Genomic DNA, 21,441 nt, shown 5'->3' on the forward strand with positions numbered 1-21,441 from the left:
AACCCCATGATCGAGTTCTTCTTCGACTGCTCCAGCCCTTGGACCTATCTCGCCTTCCACAACATCCAGCCGCTGGCAAGGGAGCTCGGCGTCGAGATCGCCTGGCGGCCGATCCTGGTCGGCGGCATCTTCAACAGCGTTAACCCCAGCGTCTATGCGCAGCGGGAAAAGCCGGTGCCGCTGAAGGCGCGCTACATGCTGAAGGACCTCAACGACTGGGCGCGCTTCGCGGGGCTCGCGATCAAGATGCCGCCGACGGTGTTTCCGGTGAACAGCGTGAAGGCAATGCGCGGCTGCATCTGGCTCGCCGCGGACATGGTGCCGTTCGCGACCGCGGTGTTCGAGACCTATTGGAGCGCGGACAAGGACATCTCGCAGGATGCCGTGCTCGCAGACATCTGCAACAGGCTCGGCGTCGATGCGCAGAAATTCTTCGCCGGCATTTCCGAGCAGGCGGTCAAGGACCAGCTCAAGGCCAATACGGAAGAGGTCGTCGCGCGCGGTGGCTTCGGCTCGCCGACCATCTTTCTCGACAAGACCGATATGTATTTCGGCAATGACCGGCTGCCTTTGATCCGCGAGGCGCTGCTTCGCCGCAAGGCGAGTGCGGCCTGATGGTGCGGGCTGTCGTCTGCCGCGAGCTGGGTCCGCCCGAAAGCTTGCGGCTCGAGACTTTCCCGTCGCGGCCGCTTGGGGAAAGTGAGGTGCGGGTTGCGATCCGCGCCGCTGGGCTCAACTTTCCGGATATTCTGATGGCGGCCGGCGAATATCAGCTCAAGCCCGAGCTGCCGTTCACGCCGGGCGTGGAGGCCGCGGGCGATGTGACCGAGGTCGGCGCTGCAGCGCGCGGCGTTGCCGTCGGCGACAAGGTCATCGTCAAGATGCGCTACGGCGCCTATGCCGACGAAGCCGTGGTCGCCAGCTCACAGCTTACGCCGATGCCGTCGACCTTCGACTATGCGGAAGCAGCGACCTTCCTCGCCGGCCACGGCACCGCCTATCACGCGCTGATCGACCGCGGCAAGGTCGAGCCGGGCGACGTCTTGCTCGTGCACGGCGCCGGCGGCGGTGTGGGGCTCGCTGCCGTCGAGCTGGGCAAGATGTTGGGCGCGACGGTGATTGCGTGCGCGTCATCGGACGAGAAGCTGGCAATTGCGAAGGAGAGGGGTGCCGATCATCTCGTGCTCTACGCGCGCGAGCCGTTTCGCGATGCCGTCAAGCGCATCACCGACGGCCGCGGCGCCGACGTCGTGTTCGATCCGGTCGGCGGCGAGGTGTTCGAGAACTCGATGCGTTGCATTGCCTGGGGCGCGCGGCTTCTGGTGATCGGCTTCACGGGCGGCATCGGCTCGGCGAAAACAAATCTGCTGCTGATCAAGGGCGCGAGCGTGCTGGGCGTGCGCGCCGGCGAAGCGGTACGCAAAAATCCGGCGCTGGGCGAGGTGCGTCTGAAGGCGCTGCTCGCATGGGCGGAGGAAGGTAAGCTGCGCCCCAAGGTCTCGCACCGTCTGCCGCTGGAGGATTATGCGAAGGCGATGCGATTGCTGATCGACCGCAAGGCGATCGGCCGCGTGGCGCTGGTGATGGATTGATGCTGCGTAGGGTGGGCAAAGGCGCTCTTGCGCCGTGCCCACCATCTCTCTCGACAATTGCGACAGAAGAGGTGGGCACGCTTCACTTTGCCCACCCTCCGATCTCGAACTACGATCTCGAACTACGATCACGGACGCATCGGGAAGCATCCGTTCTGCAGGAAGGCGATGGTCGCAGCGATCGCCTCCTCATTTCGCATCAGCCACGGATGCGAAGCGTGCACCACCATGTGGTCGGCCATGCCGTCGACCTCGGTGTTCGCGACCGAGACGCGTCCGTCATGTGGGCGCGGCAGCACGGCGCCAGCCACCGGATAGATCGAGCGATCGCCGGCGATAACGCCGAGGGGATAGTTGATTGGCGGCAGGAGCGCTGTCGTCGCGGCGTCGCGATGCGTACCCAGCTGCTGCCCGGCCGGACCGAAGAAGGCGCGGTATGGGAAAGAGCTCATCAGGCGATCGGCGACCTCGCTGCCGCCATTGGGGGTCCCCAGCATCACGACGCGTCCGAGATTTCTCGTCCGGTGCCGCGCGAGATAGACGCGCGCCAGAAGGCCGCCCATGGAGTGGCAGACGAAATGCACGGCGCCGCTCACTGAGCCGGCAAAGGATTCGATTGCCGGATGAATGTCGTCCGCGAGCTCTTGAAGCGCCTTGCGACGGCTGGCGTAGTCGAGGTTGAGCGTTGCATAACCGGCGCGCTCGATCGCGATCGCCATCTTGTGAAACGAGCGCGCTGTCCGGCTGATCCCGTGCAGGAGGACGACGCCGTCTTGCGGCTTCGTCGGGCCCGGGCTCACTTGTACTCACGCTCCGTCCACCACGGAAAATAATCCGGCATGTCGCTCGACACCTTGTTCTTGAACCGCGCGGGGCGCTTCTCCAGGAACGACATCACGCCTTCCTTGACGTCGTCGGAGCGGCCGCGGGCATAGATGCCTCGGCTGTCGACCTTGTGCGCTTCCATGGGATCGTCGGCGCCCATCATGCGCCACATCATCTGACGGATCAGCGCGATTGACACCGGCGCGGTCTTGGCCGCGATCTCCTTTGCCAGTGAGCGCGCGGTCGGCAGGAGATCATCCGGTGGCACCACCTTGCTCACCAGCCGCCCGGCGAGCGCCTCCTGCGCCGGGAAGACGCGGCCGGTATAGCACCATTCCAGCGCCTGCGAGATGCCGACGAGGCGCGGCAGGAACCAGCTCGACGCCGCCTCAGGCACGATGCCGCGCTGGGAGAACACGAAGCCGAAGCGCGCCGCCTCCGAGGCAATGCGTATGTCCATCGCAAGCTGCATGGTGACGCCGATGCCGACCGCAGGGCCGTTCACGGCGGCGATCACGGGTTTGAGGCTCTTGAAGATGCGCAGCGTCACCTGGCCGCCGCCATCGCGCACCTGCGGATCGCTGTAGTCGACCTGGCCGCTCGCAAGCCGCTTCACCGGTCCGCGCCGCGCGTCGCGGTCAAAGGTGTCGGCGCCCGAGGAGAGATCGGCACCGGCGCAGAAGGCACGGCCTTCGCCGGTGACGATGATGGCGCGGATACCGTCGTCCTTGTCGGCAGCGTCGAACGCTTCGATCAGCTCCGCCTGCATCTTGGCATTGAAGGCGTTGAGCTTCTCCGGCCGGTTCAGCGTGATGGTGAGGATCTCGTCGGCGACCTCGTATTTGATCGTCTCATACGCCATGGTGGTTTCCTCTCTTGATGTTCTTGAAGCAATTCTGTCATTGCCGGGCTTGGCCCGGCAATCCATCTTTTTTGAAGAGGATGGATGCGCGGGTCGAGCCCGCACATGGCGACTTGCGGTTTGTCGCTAATGCGCCGGCGGCGACGGCCAAGGCCTCTGAGCCCCGCGCAAACCTTCGAACGCCTTGGCCAGGCCGAGCACGCCGAGGTCGTCGAAGCGGCGGCCGATGATCTGCACACCGATCGGAAAGCCCTTGGCGTCGAAGCCGCCGTTGATCGATATCGCCGGGTTCTCCGACATATTCCATGGCACGGTATAGCAGATGTGCTCGAACGGCTTCATCGGATCGTCGGTGGGCGAGGCCAGTTCCGCCGGGAAGTTGACGTTCGGCGCCGTCGGCGAGATCACATAATCGAGCTCGCAGAATAGCTTTGCCGCGGCGGCGCGGATTGCCATGGTCTGGTTGAATCCGCGGATCACCTCGACGCCGGAGAGTCTTGCGCCGGACTCGCCCCATTTGAAGATGTAGGGCAGCACCTTGGCTTGCTCGGCAGGTGCGAGCTTCGAAAGATCGTCCCACATCCGCGCGCGCCAAAACTTGTCGAGGCCATCGAGCATCTCGCGCGTCAAAATCCCGTCGACCTCGGTGACGACGGCGCCGGCGGACTCGAACGCTTTGGCGGCTTTCACCGCGACGTCACGCACCGACTTCTCCAGCGGCAGGCCAACGCCGAGATCGAGCATCAGGCCGATGCGCAACTTGCGCGGTGACTTCTCCAGCGTCTTCCAGTTGATGGTGTCGGCCGGCAGGCTCATGCCATCGCGACGGTCGGGCTTTGCGATCACGCTCATCATCAGCGCGCAGTCGTCAACCGTGCGGGTCATGGGACCCGCGACACGGCCGACATAGGGTGGATCGATCGGCACCCGGCCAAAGCTCGGCTTCAATCCGACGAGACCGCACCAGCCCGCCGGCAGCCGCACCGAGCCGCCGATGTCGGTGCCGAGATGCAGGGGGCCGTAACCGGCCGCAGCAGCGGCGCCAGCACCCGCGCTCGAGCCGCCTGGATTTTTCGAGAGGTCCCAGGGGTTGCGCGCCAGCGCATGGAAGCTGGAAAGACCCGACGACAGCATGCCGTAATCGGGCATGGTGGTCTTGGCGAAGATGATCGCGCCGGCCTCGCGCAGGCGCGCGGCCGGCGGGGCGTCTTTCGCCGCCGGCACGAGCTTCACGCTCGCGGCGCCCAGCGGCACGGGTACGCCCTTGGTCGCGATGTTGTCCTTCACCGACACCGGCACGCCGTCGAGCGGACCGGACGGCTCGCCGCCGGACCAGCGCGCGGTCGAGGCCTTTGCAGCCTCGCGTGCGCCGTCGGGGTCGTAAGCATAGAGCGACTTGAGATGCGGCTCCCACGCTGCGACATGCGCGATCACGTCCTCCAGCACCTCGCTCGGCGAGAACTGCCTGGACTTGTAGCCCACGATCATATCGACCGCGGACAGATCGTGCAGCGAGGTGACCTTCTCGTCGGCGCGCGGCTTATGCATGGCCACCGACCGGCATGCGGGACTCGATGATGCGGGCGAACATGCTGGCGCCGATCGGCAAAATCTTGTCGTCGAGCACGTAGCCGGGATTGTGCACCGGCACCGAGCCGTCATGCCCGACCCAGAAATAGGCGCCGGGAATGGTCTGCAGCATGTCGGCAAAATCCTCGCTGCCCATCTTCGGCTGGGTGCGGGTGATCACCCTGGCGGGATCGACGACGGTGCGCGCGACCTCTTCGACCACCTTGGACTGCTCGACCTGGTTGACCAGCACGCCAAAGGCGTCGCGGATGTCGGCCTCGATCTCGACCTGGAAGGCGCTGGCGACGCCGGCGCAGATCGTGCGCATGCGCTCGCGGATCAGCGCGCGCACTTCATCGGAGAAGGCGCGCACGGTGCCGCAGAGATGCGCTTCGCCGGGAATGACGTTGTAGGCGGAGCCCGCATGAATCTGGGTGATCGACACGACGGCGGCCTGGAGCGGCTCGACGTTGCGGCTGACGATGGTCTGAACGGCCTGCGCCAGCGTGGTTGCGATCACCACGGCGTCCTTGGAACGCTCCGGCATCGCGCCATGCGCGCCATAGCCATTGATGCGCAGGTCGAAGAAATCGGCGCCGGCCATTGCGGGTCCCGGCAGGATCGCGATCTCGCCGAGATTGAGGTCGGGTGCGTTGTGCAGGCCGTAGAGCTCGTCGCAGGGAAATTTTTCGAACAATCCGTCCTTGATCATGGCGCGGGCGCCGCCGAGACCTTCCTCGGCCGGCTGGAAGATCAGGTGCACGGTGCCGTCGAAATTCCGCGTCTCGGCGAGGTAGCGCGCGGTGCCGAGCAGCATGGTGGTGTGGCCGTCATGGCCGCAGCCGTGGAAGCGGCCGGGAATGGTGGAGCGCCATTTCAGGTTGGTGTTCTCCTCCATCGGCAGCGCGTCCATGTCGGCGCGAAGCCCGATGCGCTTTCCGCTCGCACCCTTGCCCTTGATGACGCCGACCACGCCGGTGCCGCCGAGCCCGCGATGCACCTCGATGCCCCAGCTCTTCAGCTTGTCGGCGACGATGCCGGAGGTGCGGACCTCCTCGAAGCCGATCTCGGGATGGGCATGCAGGTCGCGGCGGATGGCGGTAAGTTCGTCGGCATAGCCGTCGATGCGGTCGATGGTGGGCATCTCGTCCTTGATTCCTTAGCCTGATGGAGGATCGAAAGCGGGGCCGTTCGGCTTGATGCGGATACGCGCGACGTTAACCGCCTTTGCGGCAAGAGCAAGCAAGGCAGACAATCGTGCCGCGCATGGCGTCAAGCCGTTTTGGGAATGGTGCGGATGCGGTGGGTGTTGTGAGTGGAGTCATCGCAACAACCTGGGTGTGTCGTCCCGGCGAAGGCCGGGACCCATAACCCCAGGGAGAAGTTTGACGAAGATCAGGAGTTTGGGACGCGCATCATGCGCGATCGATAGATTCCGCGGTATGGGTCCCGGCCTTCGCCGGGACGACGATAGGGGAGCAGAGTGCCTCCAAACTCCCGCCAACGCGCGCGGAGAAACCTACGCGCTCGCCACCGCGCTTTCCACCGGCCGGAAATTGGCAAAGTCCCAGCCGCGGCCCGGCGCCGCATCGAGCAGGGACTTGGTGTAGGCTTCCTTCGGATGCGTCAGCACCTCGGCCGCCGGTCCCTGTTCGACGACACGGCCGTGCTGCATCACGACGACTTCGTCGCAGATCTGCGCTGCGACACGCAAGTCGTGGGTGATGAACAGGATCGCGATACCGAGCCGCTTCTGGATCTCGTCCAGAAGTTCCAGCACCTGCGCCTGCACGGAGACGTCGAGCGCGGAGACCGCTTCATCCGCGACCAATACGTCGGGATCGAGCGCGAGCGCGCGCGCAATGGCGATGCGCTGGCGCTGGCCGCCCGAGAACTGGTGCGGATAGCGCGCGACCGCATCGGCCGGCAGGCCGACCAGTTCCAGAAGCTCGCGTGCGCGCTTCAGCGCATCGGCGCGCGAGACGCCGTAGTTGATCGGGCCTTCCGCAATGCTCTCGCCCACGCTGACGCGCGGGTTGAGCGAGCGGTAGGGATCCTGGAACACGATCTGGATTTTCTGGCGATGCGGCTGGAGCAACCGCCGCGACAGGTCGGAAATTTCGCGGCCCGCGAGGCGCACGCCGCCCGAGGTCGGATCGATCAGGCGGACGATGCAACGCGCCACCGTCGACTTGCCCGAGCCGCTTTCGCCGACGATGCCGAGCGTGCGGCCTTTGCGCAAGGTGAGGGTGACCTTGTCGGCGGCGACCACCTCGCGGCCTTTGCCGAAGAAGGTGCGCTCGCGATAGACCTTGCCGAGGTCGTTGGCCTCCAGCACGACCGGTTCCTTGGTTTCAGGTCGCGCTGCGCGCGGCACGAGGCTCGGCACCGAGGCGAGCAGGTTGCGGGTGTATTCCATCGAGGGATTGCGCAGCACGGAATCGAGTGTTCCGGTTTCGACCAGGCGGCCCTGCCGCATCACCGCGACGCGGTCGGCTATCTCGGCCACCACGCCCATGTCGTGGGTGATGAACAGCACGGCGGTGCCGTGATCGCGCTGCAGGTCGCGGATCAGGGTGAGGATCTGTTTCTGCGTTGTGACGTCGAGCGCGGTGGTCGGCTCGTCGGCGATGAGCAGTTTCGGCTCCAGCACGAGCGCCATCGCGATCATGATGCGCTGGCGCTGGCCGCCGGAGAGGCGGTGCGGGTAGGAGGCGAAGATGCGCTCGACCTGCGGCAGCCGCACCTGTTCCATCATCTCGAGGATGCGCTTGCGCCGAGCCTTGGCGTCGAGATCGGTGTGGGCGCGCAGGACCTCGTCGATTTGGCGGCCGACCGGAACGACCGGATTGAGTGCGGTCATCGGCTCCTGGAAGATCATGGCCATCTGCGTGGCGCGCAACTGCCGCAGGCGGCGGTCGGTCGCGGTGAGGAGTTCCTCGCCGACGAGCTTGACGCTGCCGCCGGTGGGCGTCAGCGAGCCCTTCTGCAACAGGCCCATCACGGTGAGCGATGTCACCGACTTGCCGGAGCCGCTCTCGCCGACGAGGCACAGCGTCTCGCGCTCGCGCACCTGGATGGAGATGCCGTCGATGATCTTCGGCCCGCTCGGCGTCTTGCCGATGGAGACGGTGAGGTTGTTGATGTCGAGGACGGTGTTGGTCATCCAATTACTCCGTCGTCATTGCAAGGAGCCACCCGGTCCCGCTTTCGGCGGGCCGGATGACAGGCTCCGCGACGAAGCAATCCAGAATCTTTCCGCGGGGACAGTCTGGATTGCTTCGCCGGCAATGACGGAAAGGGGCGGTGCCGGTGGGGACAATCACTTGCCCTCCCGCTGCTTCATGCGGGGGTCGAGTGCGTCGCGGGCGGCGTCGCCGATCAGATTGATGCTGAGGATCGCGAGCGAGAGGAGGAGGCCCGGCCAGAAGATCAGCGACGGCTTGATCTGGAAGTACTGACGTCCCTCGGCCATGATGTTGCCCCAGGTCGGCGTCTCCGGCGAGATGCCGGCGCCGAGGAAGGAGAGGATGGCTTCTGTGAGGATCGCGGATGCGCAGACATAGGTGCCTTGCACGATCAGCGGCGCGATCGTGTTCGGCATTAGGTGGCGCCACATGATCTTCGGCAGGGAAGAGCCGACCGAGATCGCCGCTTCCACATAAGGCTCTTCGCGCGCGGACAGGACGACGGAGCGCACCAGGCGCGCCACGCGCGGAATCTCGGGAATGGTGATCGCGACCAGCACGGTCCAGATGCTGGCGCCCGACAGCGAAACGACGGCGATCGCGAGCAGGATGCTCGGCATCGCCATCAAGCCGTCCATGACGCGCATCATGATGGAATCGACCAGCTTGAAGAAGCCGGCGACGAGGCCGATCGCCAGCCCGATGGCGATCGAGAGGATCGCCGAGCCGATCCCGATCAGCAGCGAGACGCGGCCGCCATAGATCACGCGCGACAACAGATCGCGGCCGAAGGCGTCGGTGCCGAGCAGGAATTGCGCTGAGGCCGGCTTCAGGCGCTGCGAGGGCGCGAGCAGGACCGGATCATGCGGCGCGATCAGCGGCGCAAGGATCGAGATCAGCGCGATCAGCGCGAGGCAGATCGTCGCGGCCGCGATGATCGGCGTCGACGTAAGGAATCCGAACCGCGGCCGTAGCGGCGAGGTGATGGGGATGGACGATTGGGGAAGAGTATCAACCGACATGCTGGAGCCTCAATACCTGATCCGCGGATCAAGGAGGGTGTAGGCGACGTCGATCAGAAGATTGACGACGACATAGATCAGCGACGTCAGCAGGATCATCGCCTGGATCACCGGATAGTCGCGCGCCAGCACCGCGTCGACAGTAAGACGGCCGATGCCGGGAATGTTGAACACGCTTTCGGTGACGACGACGCCGGAGATCAGAAGGGCAAAGCCGGTGCCGATCACGGTGATCACGGGAACGGCGGCATTGCGCAGCGCATGCCGCATCATGACCGCGACCTCGCTGATGCCCTTGGCGCGCGCGGTGCGCACATAGTCTTCGCCGAGCACGTCGAGCATCGCCGCCCGCGTCATGCGCGCGATCAGGGCGATATAGATGAAGGACAGCGCGCAGGTCGGAAGGATGATGCGCTCGAAGAACGGGCCGAAGCCGGCCGTGATGCTCTTGAAGCCCTGCACCGGCACCCAGCGCAGGTCGATGGCGAAAATCTCGATCAGGACATAGCCGACCACGAACACGGGCACGGAGAAGCCGAGCACGGAGAGGCCCATCACGAAGCGGTCGATCCAGGTGCCATGCTTCCACGCCGCGATCACGCCGAGCGGAACGGCGACGACGACCGCAAGGATGATGGTGGAGAGCGCGATCGAGATCGACGGCTCGACGCGCTGGCCGATCATCTTCAGCACCGGCAGGTTGGAGATCAGCGACGTCCCGAGATCGCCGTGCAGGAGCTTGTTGATCCAGGTGATGAACTGCACGATGAGGGGCTCGTTGAGGCCGAGCGAGGCGCGGATGCGCTCGAGCCGTTCGGGCGTCGCGTTGTCGCCGGCGAGGATCGCAGCCGGATCGCCCGGAGTGAGCCGGAGCAGGAGGAAGACGAAAAGCGCGACCACGCCCATCACGGGGACGGCGGCGAGGATTCTGCGAACGAGATATCCGAGCAAGTTGGATCCGTCAGATTTAGAGTCAAACCGGCGAGGCGTCCTACGGCAGGTTGCCACCAAGCTGACGTTTCAGCAATTCCCATGCCATCGAGGCCGTCGTTTTTGCGGTGCAGCCAACGTGCTTTGCGCGCGGTTCTAATTGTCAATCTAGCCGTCATGCCCGGGCATCCAGGCCTTCTTCGTCGGGTGGGCAAAACCACCGGGTCGCGCGAACGCGCGCCCGATGATAGGCTCCGCGTGCCCACCACTTCTATCGCAATCTTGGAGAGTTCTATCGCAATCTTGGAGAGAGATGGTGGGGACGGCGCGCGAAGAGCGCGCCTTTGCCGACCCTACGAAGCCCTATTCCAGCGTCGCCAACAGCCCGGCCATCAATCGGCCGCGTTCGGCGAGGCTGTCGACCTCGATGTGCTCGTCGAGCGTGTGGGCATCGGCGCCGCGCACGCCCAGGCCGTCGAGGGTCGGGATACCCATCGCGCCGGTAAAGTTGCCGTCGGAACCGCCGCCGGCGCTGGCATGCGGCAGCTTGGCGCCGAGCTCGCGGGCAATCCCGCGCGCTTTCTCGTACAGCGCCATCGTGCCGGCATCGGGTTCCCAGACCGGACGTGTGACCCCGCGCGTCACCTTGAAGCCGACATCATTGGTTGTGCCGGACAGCGCCAGCATCTTCTCGACGCCGCGGTCGAGATCGGCCTGGCGCTTGGCCATGGAGAGCGCCTCGCCGATACAGGTAGTGGCAACGCAATTGACCCACTGCCCGCCATGCACGATGCCGACCGAGAAGGTGCAATCCTCCGTGGTCATCGCGTCGATCGCGAGAATCTGCCTGGCCATTTCCCGTATCGCGGAACGTCCCGCGGAGAGCGTCGCGCCGGCGTGGCTCGGCCGCCCGGTTGCCTCGAGATTGAAGCGCGCGATCGCGTAGCGCCCGGTGACGACGCCGTTGTCGGGCCGGCCCGGCTCGGGCACCAGCACGTATTTGTTGCGCGCAGCCTCGGCCTCGATGATGTCGCGTGTCGATGGCGTGCCGACTTCCTCGTCGGGCGTGAACAGCACCGTAATCGGCAGCGGCGTTACGAAGGAGGCGCGGGCCAATTGCCTGATGGCCTCGAGCGAGAGGTAGTTACCTCCCTTCATGTCGAAGATGCCTGGGCCGTAGCACTTGTTGCCTTCTCGCCGCCATCTCAGCTTCTCGATGGTGCCGACGGGGTGCACGGTGTCCATGTGACCGGCGATCAGGATGCCCGGCTCGCCTTGCTTCGGATGCGGAAAGCGTGCGCGCACGACGCCGCCAAAGCCTTGTCGGCCGGCGATGTGCTCGATCGTCGCACCCATGATCGCCATGTCGCGCGCGGCGAGGTCGAGCATGCGGTTCACGGCAACCGCGTTCCAGGTCGGACTTTCGCATTCGACCCATGCGTGCAGACCTTGCAGCATGACTTCAGAATCAAACGGGAGATTGGTTGGATTCATGGGCGGCCTCTTCAGGCTTCGCACGCGCGGAACACGCGTTGCATAGCAGTCGGGAAACGATCGGCGGGATTGGTTGTAGAGCGAAACATGCAAACATGGAGCCCGTGCGCGCGCCTGCATGGGCATGCAGCGAAAGCGGATTGACGCTTTCGATGCGCTCTGCAACTCTCGAAAAGGTAAAGGCATTGCATGATGTGGGCGCCTAACGAACGATCCGAATGCTCAACCAATAACCTGCCTTTGACCAGTTTCACGTCAGGAGAAACGTCGATGTTCCACTTCTTGCGCCGGGGACGCAGCGCGATCGTCTCCAAGCTCGTGCTGTCGGCCGTCGCGCTCACCGCACTGGGCTCGCCGGTCCTTGCCGCAGGCAAGACCATCACGGCGGTGATGCACTCGGACCTCAGGATCATCGATCCGATCTTCACCACGGCCTACATCACGCGCGACCATGGCTACATGGTTTACGACACGTTGATCGCGACCGATTCGAATTTCAAGATCCAGCCACAGATGGCGGACTGGAAAATCTCCGACGACAAGCTCACCTACACCTTCACGCTGCGCGACGGGTTGGAGTGGCATGACGGCACGCCGGTGACGGCTGAAGACTGTGTCGCCTCGCTGCAGCGCTGGGCCAAGGTCGACGGCATGGGCCAGAAGTTGATGGACTTCACCGCCAGCCTGGAGGCGACTGACGCCAAGACCATCACGTTGAAGCTGAAGGAGCCCTACGGCCTCGTGCTCGACTCCATCGGCAAGCCGTCCTCGCGCGTCGCCTTCATGATGCCAAAGCGCCTCGCCGAGACGCCGCCGGACAAGCAGATCCCCGAGCAGATCGGCTCCGGCCCCTTCAAGTTCGTGCAGGCCGAATTCCAGCCAGGCGTGAAGGCGGTCTACGAGAAGAACAAGGACTATGTGCCGCGCAAGGAGCCGTCGAGCTGGACCGCCGGCGGCAAGGTGGTGAAGGTCGATCGTGTCGAGTGGGTCACGATGCCGGACTCGCAGACCGCGGTGAACGCGCTGCAATCGGGCGACATCGATTTCATGGAGAATCTGCCGTACGACATGCTGCCGTTGCTGGAGGCGAACAAGGAGCTCACGATCGAGGTCTCGAACAAGTTCGGTTTCCAGACGCTCGGACGGATGAACTTCCTTTATCCGCCGTTCGACAACGTGAAACTGCGTCGCGCTGCCTTGCTGGCGATGAACCAGAAGGATGTGCTCGACGCGCTCGTCGGCAACCCCAAATATCAGAAGGTCTGCGGTGCCTTCTTCGTGTGCGACACGCCGCTCGCGACCGACGTCGGCGCCGAGAGCCTGATCAAGGGCAATGGCATGGCGGAAGCCAAGAAGCTGCTCGCCGAGTCCGGCTATGACGGCACGCCGGTCGTGATCATGGGGCCCGGCGACGTCACCACGCTGAAGGCGCAGCCGATCGTGGCCGCGCAGTTGCTGCGTGAAGCCGGTTTCAAGGTCGACTTTCAGGCGACCGACTGGCAGACCGTGGTGAGCCGTCGCGCCAGCCAGAAGCCGCCGAAGGAGGGCGGCTGGAACATGTTCTTCACCAACTGGGTCGCCGCGGACGTCTCCAACCCGATCGCCAATCTCTCGATCGGCGGCCAGGGCAAGAAGGGCGGCTGGTTCGGCTGGGCGGAAGACGCCAAGATCGAACAGCTCAAGGATGCCTTCGTGCATGCGAGCTCGCTCGACGAGCAGAAGAAGATCGCCGCCGAGATCCAGAAGGAAGCCTACGAGCAGGTGATCTACATCCCGCTCGGCCAGTATTTGCTGCCGAGCGGCTGGCGCAAGTCGCTCACCGGCGTGCTCGACGGCCCGGCGACGCCGGTGTGGTGGAACGTGGACAAGTCCGAGTAGGCGGCACGCCGCTCTCCAAGCGGACGAAGTTGACGATGGCCGGGGCAGTCGCCCCGGCCATTTTCGTATCGCGGCTTGCCGGAATCCGGCAACTCCTGCACCAAGTGTCGCGTGCCGTTCACCAATTAAGGCTCTTCCAAATTCCGATTGTTGCCATTCGTTTCGAGGGCTGAAATAGATGGCGCCGCTCTTCCCGCCTCTTTCCCTCCGTCGATTTGAATGACGTGCCGATAGATTTTGCATTCCAGTCGATGGCCGAACGCTCGGACCGCGCGCCTGCGCGCTGGCGCCGTCCATTCCTGCGCTGGCTCGAAGGCGTGGAGGCTGGCTGGGCCGTGCCGCTGCTGCTCACGGCCTTCACCGCAGTCTGGACGCTCTATCTCGTGATCGCCTATCTCGGCGCCGGCCTGCATCCGGACACGCTTGAGGCCTGGACGCTGGGGCGGCATTTTGCCTGGGGTTATCCCAAGCATCCGCCGCTGATGGGGTGGGTGGCGGCCGCCTGGACCGCGATCTTCCCGTTGAGCGACTGGTCGATGCAGCTGATGGCGATCGCCAACGCCGCGCTGGCGCTATGGTTCGTCGACCTGATCTCGCGTCGCTTCGTGAGCGGGCACAAACGCCTGCTGGTCCTGCTGCTGTTGATGCTCACGCCGGCCTATCAATTCCACGCCCAGCGCTTCAATGCCAACAGCGTGTTGCTGGCGACCTGGCCGCTCGCGACCTTCTGCTTCCTGCGCGCTTTCGAGACGCGCGCGGCGGGCTGGGCCATTGCCGTGGGTCTTGCGACGACGCTGGCGATGGTGGGGAAATACTATTCGGTGTTCCTGGTCGCGAGCTTTGTGCTTGCGGCAGCGATGCATCCGGCGCGTCGGGCCTATTTTACCTCGGCCTCGCCCTGGATCTCCACCGTCACCGGGCTCCTGGCCTTATCGCCGCATCTCCACTGGCTCGCGACCACGGGTGCCCCGACCTTCTCCTACGCCTTGGCGCATGCCAATGCCGGCCTCCTCACGGCATTGGGCGAGGTGAAGTCGTTTGCGCTCGGGCTCGTCGCGGCGATGGGTGCGGCGGCCGTCACCTGGGTGATGATTGCAGGCAACCGGCTGAAACGCCTGCCGGCCGACTTCGTCGCGATGGATCCCGGATTGAAGCTGCTGTGCTACGTCGCGCTCGGCACGTTGCTCTTGCCGATGTTGACCTCGCTCGCCATGGGCACGGACCTGCCGTCGCTGTGGGCATTGCAGGGCCTGTTCTTGTTCGTCGTGCCGATCGTGTGCGGCACGCGCTATCCAATCGAGCGCTTCTATGCCGTCAATGCCGCGGTGCTGGTTGCAGGCGTCAGCGTCGTCGCACTCGTGGTCGCAGCTCCCATTCATGCCGTCTACCGCAACGCGCACGGCTACGAAGAGGGCAGGGAGTTTTATCACGAGGCGGCGGCCGAGCTCACGCGGCAGTGGCGCGATCTCACTGGCGTGCCACTCTCCGCCGTCAGCGGCGACGATGCGCTGGCCTTTGCCACCGCATTCTACAGCCCCGATCATCCGCATTATGCGCGGCCGTTCGCCTATCAATACACCTGGGGCTTGCCGCGCAGGACCACGCTGGAGCGCGGCTGGGCGGCGCTGTGCTTCCACGACCAGCCCGATTGCCTCGGCTGGATGGAGCAAACCTCGGCGCGGGCCGGGGATTTCGTCAGACGCGAATTCAGCCTTCAGGCGGAGTTGCTCGGCCGGGCCGGCGTGACGCGCAAGCTCGTCGTGCTGCTCGTGCCGCCGCATGATGACGATCACAAGCCGCCCGTGAGCAACGCGGATGATTTCAGTGCGAGCAAGCGCGCGCCACGGTAAGCACGATCCGGACCCGAAGGGCGCTCCATCAACAATGGCTGTCGCGCAATTGCTCAAGCCCTTCACTTGCGAAGGGCAGGGTGGTCTCTTGCCGTTCCGAGTGCTCCTGCTTGAGCTCCTCGGCGTCCTGCGTTTGTTGGTCCTTACGCTCGGGTTCCATTCGTAACTCCATTGCTGCAGGACAACATGGAGGAGTGAGCGAAGTTCCTGCGCGAGCTAAGCGCCCGCGCGATGATGCGGCTGGAACAGCCGGCCCTTCTCCACCACGGCGACGACGGCGAGCGCAGCCAGCGTGCACAGGAAGAAGCCGGCCGAGAACGGCAGCAACGTTCCGTCAAAGCTCTGGCCGATCGTCATGCCGACGACGATGCCGAACAGCGTCGTGATCGAGCCGTAGAGTGAGGACGCGGTGCCGGCAATGTGACCCTGCGGCTCCATGGCGAGCGCGGTGAAGTTGGCGATCATCATGCCGAACGAGAACATCATCAGGGCCGAGAGCACCATGAACAGCCACAGCGGCAGCATTTGCAGGCTCGCGGTGAGCAGCATGAGGCCGGCGACGAGCGCGTAGCCGACGAGCGCTCCGTGCGAGATCACGCGCATGCCGAGACGGCCCACCAGCCGCGCATTGGCAAAGCCCGCGATGGCGGTGCCGGCCGCGATCGCCGCGAAGGCGAGCGGAAAATAATGGCCGAGATGGTAGATTCCGGTGAACACCTGCTGCGCGCAGAACACGAAGGCGAACAACGAGCCGATGACGAAGCCCGCGGCGACCGCGTAGCCAAGCGTTTGCCGGTTGGTCAGGGTCTGACGGAAGGCCTCGAGCACCTCACGCGGCGCCAGGGACTTGCGCTCGCTCTCGGGCAGGGTCTCCGGCAGTCGCAGCACGGTCCAGCCGAGCGCGAGCAGGCCGTAGGCCATCAGCACGATGAAGATGCCGCGCCAATGCGTCACCAGCAGCACTGCTTGTCCAAAGGACGGCGCGATCACGGGTACGGCGATGAACACCATCATCGCGAGCGACATCACGCTCGCCATGCGCCGGCCGACATAACAGTCGCGCACGATCGAGGTCGCAATCACCCGCGTCGCCGACGTGCCGAGCCCTTGCAGCGCGCGGGCCAGCAGCAGGGTCTCGAACGAGGGCGCCGCGACCGCGAGCACGCTCGCGATCGCGTAGACCGTCATGCCGCCGAGCAGTACCGGCCGCCGACCGAACCGGTCCGACAGCGGCCCCATGACGAACTGCCCCGCGCCGAACCCGATCAGGAACGTCGACAGCACGAGCTGGAGATGATTGGCGACGGGAATGTGAAATGCCGCCCCGATGTTCGGCAGCGCCGGCAGCATCATGTCCATCGCAAGCGGATTCAGCGCCATGATGGCGGCGATCACGATGACGAATTCCGGAAATCCCATCGGGCGGTGTCCCGAGGACACCCAACTGTCGGCATTGACGTCGGACACGTAGCTACCTCTGCATTCGCAGACGCCTGTGTAGCGGGAATGTTGCGGCGCACAAGCCGCGTTTTGGGATGGCTGTTAGGCGCAACGGGAGACACAAACCGGTGAGTCCAGCATGGGTCGAGACCTATGCTCGAGATTGACCCAAAAGCACCGCCACCATCCGGCTTACGAACGGCGCCATTGATCGTGCATTGGCGGATCATGCATTGGCGGGCCAGCGGAAGCCGGTGCGGTCGAGACGAATTGGCGCCGAGTATCACGGCGGTTAGGGCGAACGGGGCAAGCTTTATTCGGTCTTCGACAGCGACAGATGCGAACGGACATCATGCGCTGCGTGTGAAGCAATTCACACATTTGCCATCACGGCTATTGCCTTAACGGTATTGGCGTGTGATGCGCGGGAGTGTGTCGGTTGTGAAGACGTCAATCGACAACCTGCGGCAATTCCAGTCTTTCACCAGCAAAACACCGCAAATGTCCGTGCGCGCTCACGTGGTGAATAAAATCGACACGCGACGCGCACCGCGTTGAACCGGGCGGATGGCCAAAAGACCAATTTGCAACTGGAGGTGATGCGCCGCCAGCCGCTACGCAATGGATTTATGGGGGCGTGGCGCGACGATAACGCGAATTGATTCAAAACAGCCATTTTTGAAGGAGCGTTGAAATGTCGGACATGAAAAGCGATCAATTGCAGGGCGGACATGGCGGGCAGGGTTCCGATGCCGCGAGCTTCATGCGCCTGTTGAAGCGCGAGACTTATCAATCGTTGGAGCTCTCTGATCCCGACACGATCGTGAGCATCATCGCCAAGGCGATCGACCAGGGCCTCGACGATCCCTCCGATACGCCGGACGATGAGGAAAATCCCTTTGTGCCCGCGGCCTACACCTATCTCGGCCAGTTCATCGACCATGACCTGACCTTCGACACGCGCTCGACGCTCGCAACGCTCCCGCCGGGCCTGTCGAGCTTCCCCAATGACGTGCGCACGCCGCGGCTCGACATGGATTGCCTCTACGGCCTCGGGCCGTCGGCATCGCCCTTCATGTATGACGAGGACGGGCGGCTCGCGACCAACATGGACCGGCCCTACGACCTGCCGCGTTCGACGATCTACTACAAGCCCGACGATGCCGGCAGCCATCGCGCCATCATCGGCGATCCCCGCAATGACGAAAACTCCATCGTTTGCCAGCTTCAGCTCGCCTTCATTCACTTCCACAATGCGATGATCGCGTTCTTCAAGTCGCAGGGCCTGACCGGACAAACGCTGTTCCAGACGGCACAGCAGGAGGTCCGCTTCACCTACCAGACGATCATCGTCACCGACTTCCTCAAGCGCATCGTGCAGAAGCCGGTCTATGACAGCTTCGTCCAGGACCGGGCGAGCAAGGGCGATGCGGCCTACAAGCTCTACAAGAAGGGCGATCGCACGGCGCTGCCGCTGGAATTCACCGGAGCTGCCTATCGCTACGGCCATTCGGCGATCCGCAATGCCTACCGGCTCAACGAGAATTTCCAGCGCCGCATCTTCGACGGCGCCGACAATGCGGCCGAGAGCCTCGTCGGGTTCGGGGATTTGCCGCAGAGCCATCGCATCGACTGGTCGCTGTTCGTGACAGATCAGCTCGCGCCGGGCACCAAGGGCGACAACCCCTCGCAGGTTGGCGGCGTGGACGTGGGGCCCGACAAGCACCGGCTGCAATACAGCTACAAGATCGACACCAGCCTCGTGAATCCGCTCCTGGTGCTGCCGCCGCGGATCGGCGGACAGGACATGCTGTTCCGCTCGCTCGCGGCGCGCAATCTCAAGCGCGGCTATAACTTCTCGCTGCCCTCGGGGCAGGATGTCGCCGCAGTGCTCGGCGTGAGCAGCGGGCCGCCTCTGGTATTCGGCGAGCGCCTCTTGTCGTTCAAGGACATGCCGGAAATGCCGGGTGCTGATGCCAGCAAGCTGGACGCGAAAACGCCGCTCTGGCTCTACGTGCTGGCCGAAGGCCAGGCCTGCCTCGCCAAGGATGACGGCACGTTCGACACGAAGATCGAGGGCGGCGTCAAGGTCGCCGACAAGGACTCCAATGCCGGCACCCAGCTCGGCCCAGTCGGCGGCCGCATCGTGCTCGAGGTCTTCTTCGGCATCCTCGATGACGACCAGAGCTCCGTCGCCAATGCCAGCGGCTGGACCTCCGTCATCAAGCCCAACGCGCCCACCATCACGCTGTGGGACATGCTGCGGTATATCGGCGAGGTCTGAGGAGGATGAGACACAAAGGCCCGGCGCGCTGCGCCGGGCCGGACCCCGTTGGGAGATCAGGCGCGCATAGCCGGGGCGGGATCCGGCATGATCAGGTCGGGAACGATGCCGGGCGAGCGAACGTGGGCCGCCACATCGGACCAGGCGATGCGATTGCGCCCGGTGGCCTTTGCTTCATATAGCGCGCGGTCGGCCTCCTCCAGCAGCGATTTCGGATCGTCTGCAAAGGTTTGGCGCCACGCCAGTCCGGCGCTGATGCTCACGTTGCGATCTCGCAGGCCAGGATGAGGCAGATTGATGCTGCTGACCGCGATGCGCAGTTCTTCGCAAAGCTGCTGCAATTCCAGCGCGGTCGCCGACGGGACGATGGCCGCGAACTCCTCGCCGCCATATCTGGCGACGCTGACGCCTGCTTCGCGGGCCGTGTTTGCAAGCGCCTGGGTCACCGTGCGAAGGCACACGTCGCCCGCGATATGTCCGGCCGCATCGTTGTATGTCTTGAAGTGGTCGACATCCATCAGGATCGCCCCGATGCCGCTGTGCCCTCTTTCCGCGCACAATCTCGCGGCTTCGGCTTCGAAAAAGCGGCGGTTCGGAAGTCCGGTCAGCGCGTCGGTGTTCGATATGCGGAGCAGCTCCCGGTTCACCACGCTCAATTCAGTTGCCGCATGCTCGTAGCGAAGCGTTTCGAGGAATCTGCGGCGCCGCTCGACCTCGTTCTTGCGGATGACCAACAGCGCCGTCAGGCATGCGGCCAGGCCGACGATCGTATCGCTGGTCAAGTGGCTGGCGTCGGCTCCGAAGGCGAGCGGCAAGGTCGGATGCAGAACGGCGGCAATTGTGCAGATGACGAGCCCTGCGGCAAACGGCATCGGGACGGAGGCAACGCAGATCGCGAAGAGCATGATCGCCGCAAGCATGTAGTTTTCCTGGATGGCCTTCGGTGCGGCGACACCCGCGAATTCGATGACGGCCATCATGGCGATCATGGCGGAGCCGTAGGCCAAACCCATCAGCAACGTGCTGCGGGACCGAAAGCCATAGATGGCCACGCCTGCGCAGTAGAGCGCGACGACGCAGCGCCACACCCATGCCGCGGCGAAGACGTCGAGATTGGTCGACCGATCGAGAGCGATGGCTGCAAGTGTCAAGGCGCCGCAGACCGCGGAAGAGCGCGCCATGTGACGGGTCATCGAGCGTCCGCGCCGCGCCGCATAGGCGGCCTCCAGCGCAGGCCGAAAGGACTAGCTGGATGCGCGTGCAAGCTCGCTCTCGAATTCGGTGCGATCCACCACTTTAAGCCAAAAATCGCTGAAACCGACGAGGATGGTGGTGCCGACAAGTTAAGATTGGGTCAGTGAAGCAGCACCAGGCCTCCAGCCGGGCGGCATCTGCAACTTTACGGTAAAGCACTGCTTCACGCCCGGGATGGCCGAATGCCATGCCGCCAGACGATGGCGCGTATCGCTTTGTGATCGCGGGGGGAGGGTGGTGCGGGCAGCCGGGGTCGAACCGGCACAGCGCTTGCGCACCGAGGGATTTTAAGTCCCTTGCGTCTACCAATTCCGCCATGCCCGCCGCGTTGATTTGCCTATAGAAATTGCCATTTGCGGGCAAGTGTTTTGCAGGTTTTCCCTCGCTGTTTTGCAAATCAGGCTTTGTTCTGTTCATGGCTTGTCCTTCACCCGCTCGAATGCGCGGATGACGTTGACCTCCCGCTCGACGTGTCGGGTGCCGGTCACCATCTCGGCGACCGTCATCTCGACCACTTGCTGGAGAGCGGCCGCCGTGGTGACGTGATGCTTCTGCGTCGCCGACAATTTGCGCGAGCGCACCTGATGGCGAAATTTGCGCTTGAGGCTCTCGAAACGATCAACTGCGGCGCTCATCGGCCCTCCCGCTCTCGCCGGTCGCGTTCGGCAACGAACCAATAAAGTTGTCGGCCGCTGAGGTCGCCGCGCTTGTAGGCTTCCGCAGCGGCACGGAAATTCTCATCAAGGCGGTAAAATTCAGCCGCGCTCGAGGTCAGTAGGGTGACGTTGCGGGGGAGCACCGGATCGGCGACGGTCGGGAGCGCCGGCTTATCGGGTTCGTTCGATTCCGAGGCCGGATCGGCAACAGCAGGTGCTGTGGGCGCGGCTGCACCGCAGGGGCCCGCATTGCCGCGAACCTGCGCCTTGAGCTGCTCGACTTGCGCTCGCAGTGACCTGATGACGAATGATTGGGTCGTCGATTTGCTTGAGCGCCTGCTCGAAGCGGGAAGATACGATGTTTGACAGTGGTTCTTCGCATTCTGGCTGGGGCGGGTCATCGACCCGCGCATCGCCCGCTGCCTTGCGCAAGAGAAGCCCCAGCGTTTCGACCTGAATATCGTCCAGGCGGCTTAGATCGTATCCCCCGACGGACCGCCCTCCGACGGAAGCAGCCGCGCTAAAGCGGGATGGGGTTAGGTTGAATCGATTTGGGATTCCCAAATCAGCTTGTTTCTGATTCACCATGCTGGCTGG

18 protein-coding genes and 1 tRNA gene are annotated in these 21,441 nt (G+C 64.3%); 5 read left to right on the forward strand and 14 right to left on the reverse strand.

The window, feature by feature from the left end:
• The first annotated feature begins 6 nt into the window (after window positions 1–6).
• Both SO140_RS24690 and SO140_RS24695 read left to right on the forward strand, forming a co-directional pair.
• The gene (locus SO140_RS24690) at window positions 7–615 is read left to right on the forward strand and encodes a 2-hydroxychromene-2-carboxylate isomerase (protein WP_449383083.1); all 609 of its coding nucleotides are present in this window, start codon (window positions 7–9) and stop codon (window positions 613–615) included.
• Window positions 615–1,592, forward strand: a complete 978-nt coding sequence (locus tag SO140_RS24695; RefSeq protein ID WP_449383082.1) for an NADPH:quinone oxidoreductase family protein — start codon at window positions 615–617, stop codon at window positions 1,590–1,592. The genes SO140_RS24690 and SO140_RS24695 overlap by 1 nt, the downstream gene beginning before the upstream one ends.
• Before the next feature lie 128 nt (window positions 1,593–1,720).
• Here the strand turns inward: SO140_RS24695 and SO140_RS24700 are convergent, their stop codons facing one another.
• From SO140_RS24700 to SO140_RS24735, 8 genes are all read right to left on the reverse strand, one after another.
• Window positions 1,721–2,392: an alpha/beta fold hydrolase gene (locus SO140_RS24700; protein WP_449383081.1), complete on the reverse strand. Its 672-nt coding sequence runs from the start codon at window positions 2,390–2,392 to the stop codon at window positions 1,721–1,723.
• Window positions 2,389–3,279 (reverse strand): crotonase/enoyl-CoA hydratase family protein, encoded by an 891-nt coding sequence (locus SO140_RS24705; RefSeq protein ID WP_449383080.1) that lies wholly within the window; start codon window positions 3,277–3,279, stop codon window positions 2,389–2,391. Before SO140_RS24705 ends, SO140_RS24700 begins: the two co-directional genes overlap by 4 nt.
• 126 nt (window positions 3,280–3,405) lie before the next feature.
• Window positions 3,406–4,827: an amidase gene (locus tag SO140_RS24710; protein ID WP_449383079.1), complete on the reverse strand. Its 1,422-nt coding sequence runs from the start codon at window positions 4,825–4,827 to the stop codon at window positions 3,406–3,408.
• Complete coding sequence (locus SO140_RS24715; protein ID WP_449383078.1) at window positions 4,820–5,992, reverse strand: M20 aminoacylase family protein; 1,173 nt, start codon at window positions 5,990–5,992, stop codon at window positions 4,820–4,822. The genes SO140_RS24710 and SO140_RS24715 overlap by 8 nt, the downstream gene beginning before the upstream one ends.
• A 375-nt stretch (window positions 5,993–6,367) precedes the next feature.
• Entirely contained in the window at window positions 6,368–8,014 is a 1,647-nt protein-coding gene (locus SO140_RS24720) for an ABC transporter ATP-binding protein (RefSeq protein ID WP_449383077.1), read from the reverse strand.
• 156 nt (window positions 8,015–8,170) lie between these two features.
• Window positions 8,171–9,058, reverse strand: coding sequence for an ABC transporter permease (locus SO140_RS24725; protein ID WP_449383076.1), 888 nt, complete (start codon window positions 9,056–9,058; stop codon window positions 8,171–8,173).
• Between the two features lie 9 nt (window positions 9,059–9,067).
• Window positions 9,068–10,009: an ABC transporter permease gene (locus tag SO140_RS24730; protein ID WP_027526424.1), complete on the reverse strand. Its 942-nt coding sequence runs from the start codon at window positions 10,007–10,009 to the stop codon at window positions 9,068–9,070.
• A 342-nt stretch (window positions 10,010–10,351) separates the two neighbouring features.
• On the reverse strand, window positions 10,352–11,482 hold the full coding sequence (locus tag SO140_RS24735) for a M20/M25/M40 family metallo-hydrolase (protein WP_449383075.1): 1,131 nt from the start codon (window positions 11,480–11,482) through the stop codon (window positions 10,352–10,354).
• Between the two features lie 270 nt (window positions 11,483–11,752).
• On the opposite strand from SO140_RS24735, the gene SO140_RS24740 reads away from it, so the two are divergent.
• Both SO140_RS24740 and SO140_RS24745 read left to right on the forward strand, forming a co-directional pair.
• Window positions 11,753–13,360: an ABC transporter substrate-binding protein gene (locus tag SO140_RS24740; protein ID WP_449383074.1), complete on the forward strand. Its 1,608-nt coding sequence runs from the start codon at window positions 11,753–11,755 to the stop codon at window positions 13,358–13,360.
• A gap of 251 nt (window positions 13,361–13,611) precedes the next feature.
• The gene (locus tag SO140_RS24745) at window positions 13,612–15,210 is read left to right on the forward strand and encodes a glycosyltransferase family 39 protein (RefSeq protein WP_449383073.1); all 1,599 of its coding nucleotides are present in this window, start codon (window positions 13,612–13,614) and stop codon (window positions 15,208–15,210) included.
• A gap of 28 nt (window positions 15,211–15,238) precedes the next feature.
• Here the strand turns inward: SO140_RS24745 and SO140_RS24750 are convergent, their stop codons facing one another.
• On the reverse strand, window positions 15,239–15,370 hold the full coding sequence (locus tag SO140_RS24750) for a hypothetical protein (protein WP_449383072.1): 132 nt from the start codon (window positions 15,368–15,370) through the stop codon (window positions 15,239–15,241).
• A 56-nt stretch (window positions 15,371–15,426) separates the two neighbouring features.
• A complete protein-coding gene (locus tag SO140_RS24755) occupies window positions 15,427–16,677 on the reverse strand; it encodes a multidrug effflux MFS transporter (protein ID WP_449383071.1) in 1,251 nt (416 codons plus the stop codon).
• Window positions 16,678–17,344: 667 nt separating this feature from the next.
• On the opposite strand from SO140_RS24755, the gene SO140_RS24760 reads away from it, so the two are divergent.
• Window positions 17,345–18,934, forward strand: coding sequence for a peroxidase family protein (locus tag SO140_RS24760; RefSeq protein ID WP_449383070.1), 1,590 nt, complete (start codon window positions 17,345–17,347; stop codon window positions 18,932–18,934).
• Window positions 18,935–18,990: 56 nt separating this feature from the next.
• Here SO140_RS24760 and SO140_RS24765 read toward each other — a convergent pair whose 3' ends face one another.
• The 4 genes from SO140_RS24765 to SO140_RS24780 all read right to left on the reverse strand — a co-directional run bounded on the left by SO140_RS24765 (window position 18,991) and on the right by SO140_RS24780 (window position 21,257).
• Window positions 18,991–20,127: a GGDEF domain-containing protein gene (locus SO140_RS24765; protein WP_449383069.1), complete on the reverse strand. Its 1,137-nt coding sequence runs from the start codon at window positions 20,125–20,127 to the stop codon at window positions 18,991–18,993.
• A gap of 296 nt (window positions 20,128–20,423) precedes the next feature.
• Window positions 20,424–20,512, reverse strand: a tRNA-Leu gene (locus tag SO140_RS24770).
• Window positions 20,513–20,601: 89 nt separating this feature from the next.
• The gene (locus tag SO140_RS24775) at window positions 20,602–20,823 is read right to left on the reverse strand and encodes a hypothetical protein (RefSeq protein ID WP_449383068.1); all 222 of its coding nucleotides are present in this window, start codon (window positions 20,821–20,823) and stop codon (window positions 20,602–20,604) included.
• Window positions 20,820–21,257, reverse strand: coding sequence for a hypothetical protein (locus tag SO140_RS24780; protein WP_449383067.1), 438 nt, complete (start codon window positions 21,255–21,257; stop codon window positions 20,820–20,822). The genes SO140_RS24775 and SO140_RS24780 overlap by 4 nt, the downstream gene beginning before the upstream one ends.
• Window positions 21,258–21,441 lie beyond the last annotated feature (184 nt).

Source organism: Bradyrhizobium sp. UFLA05-108, from assembly GCF_059803455.1.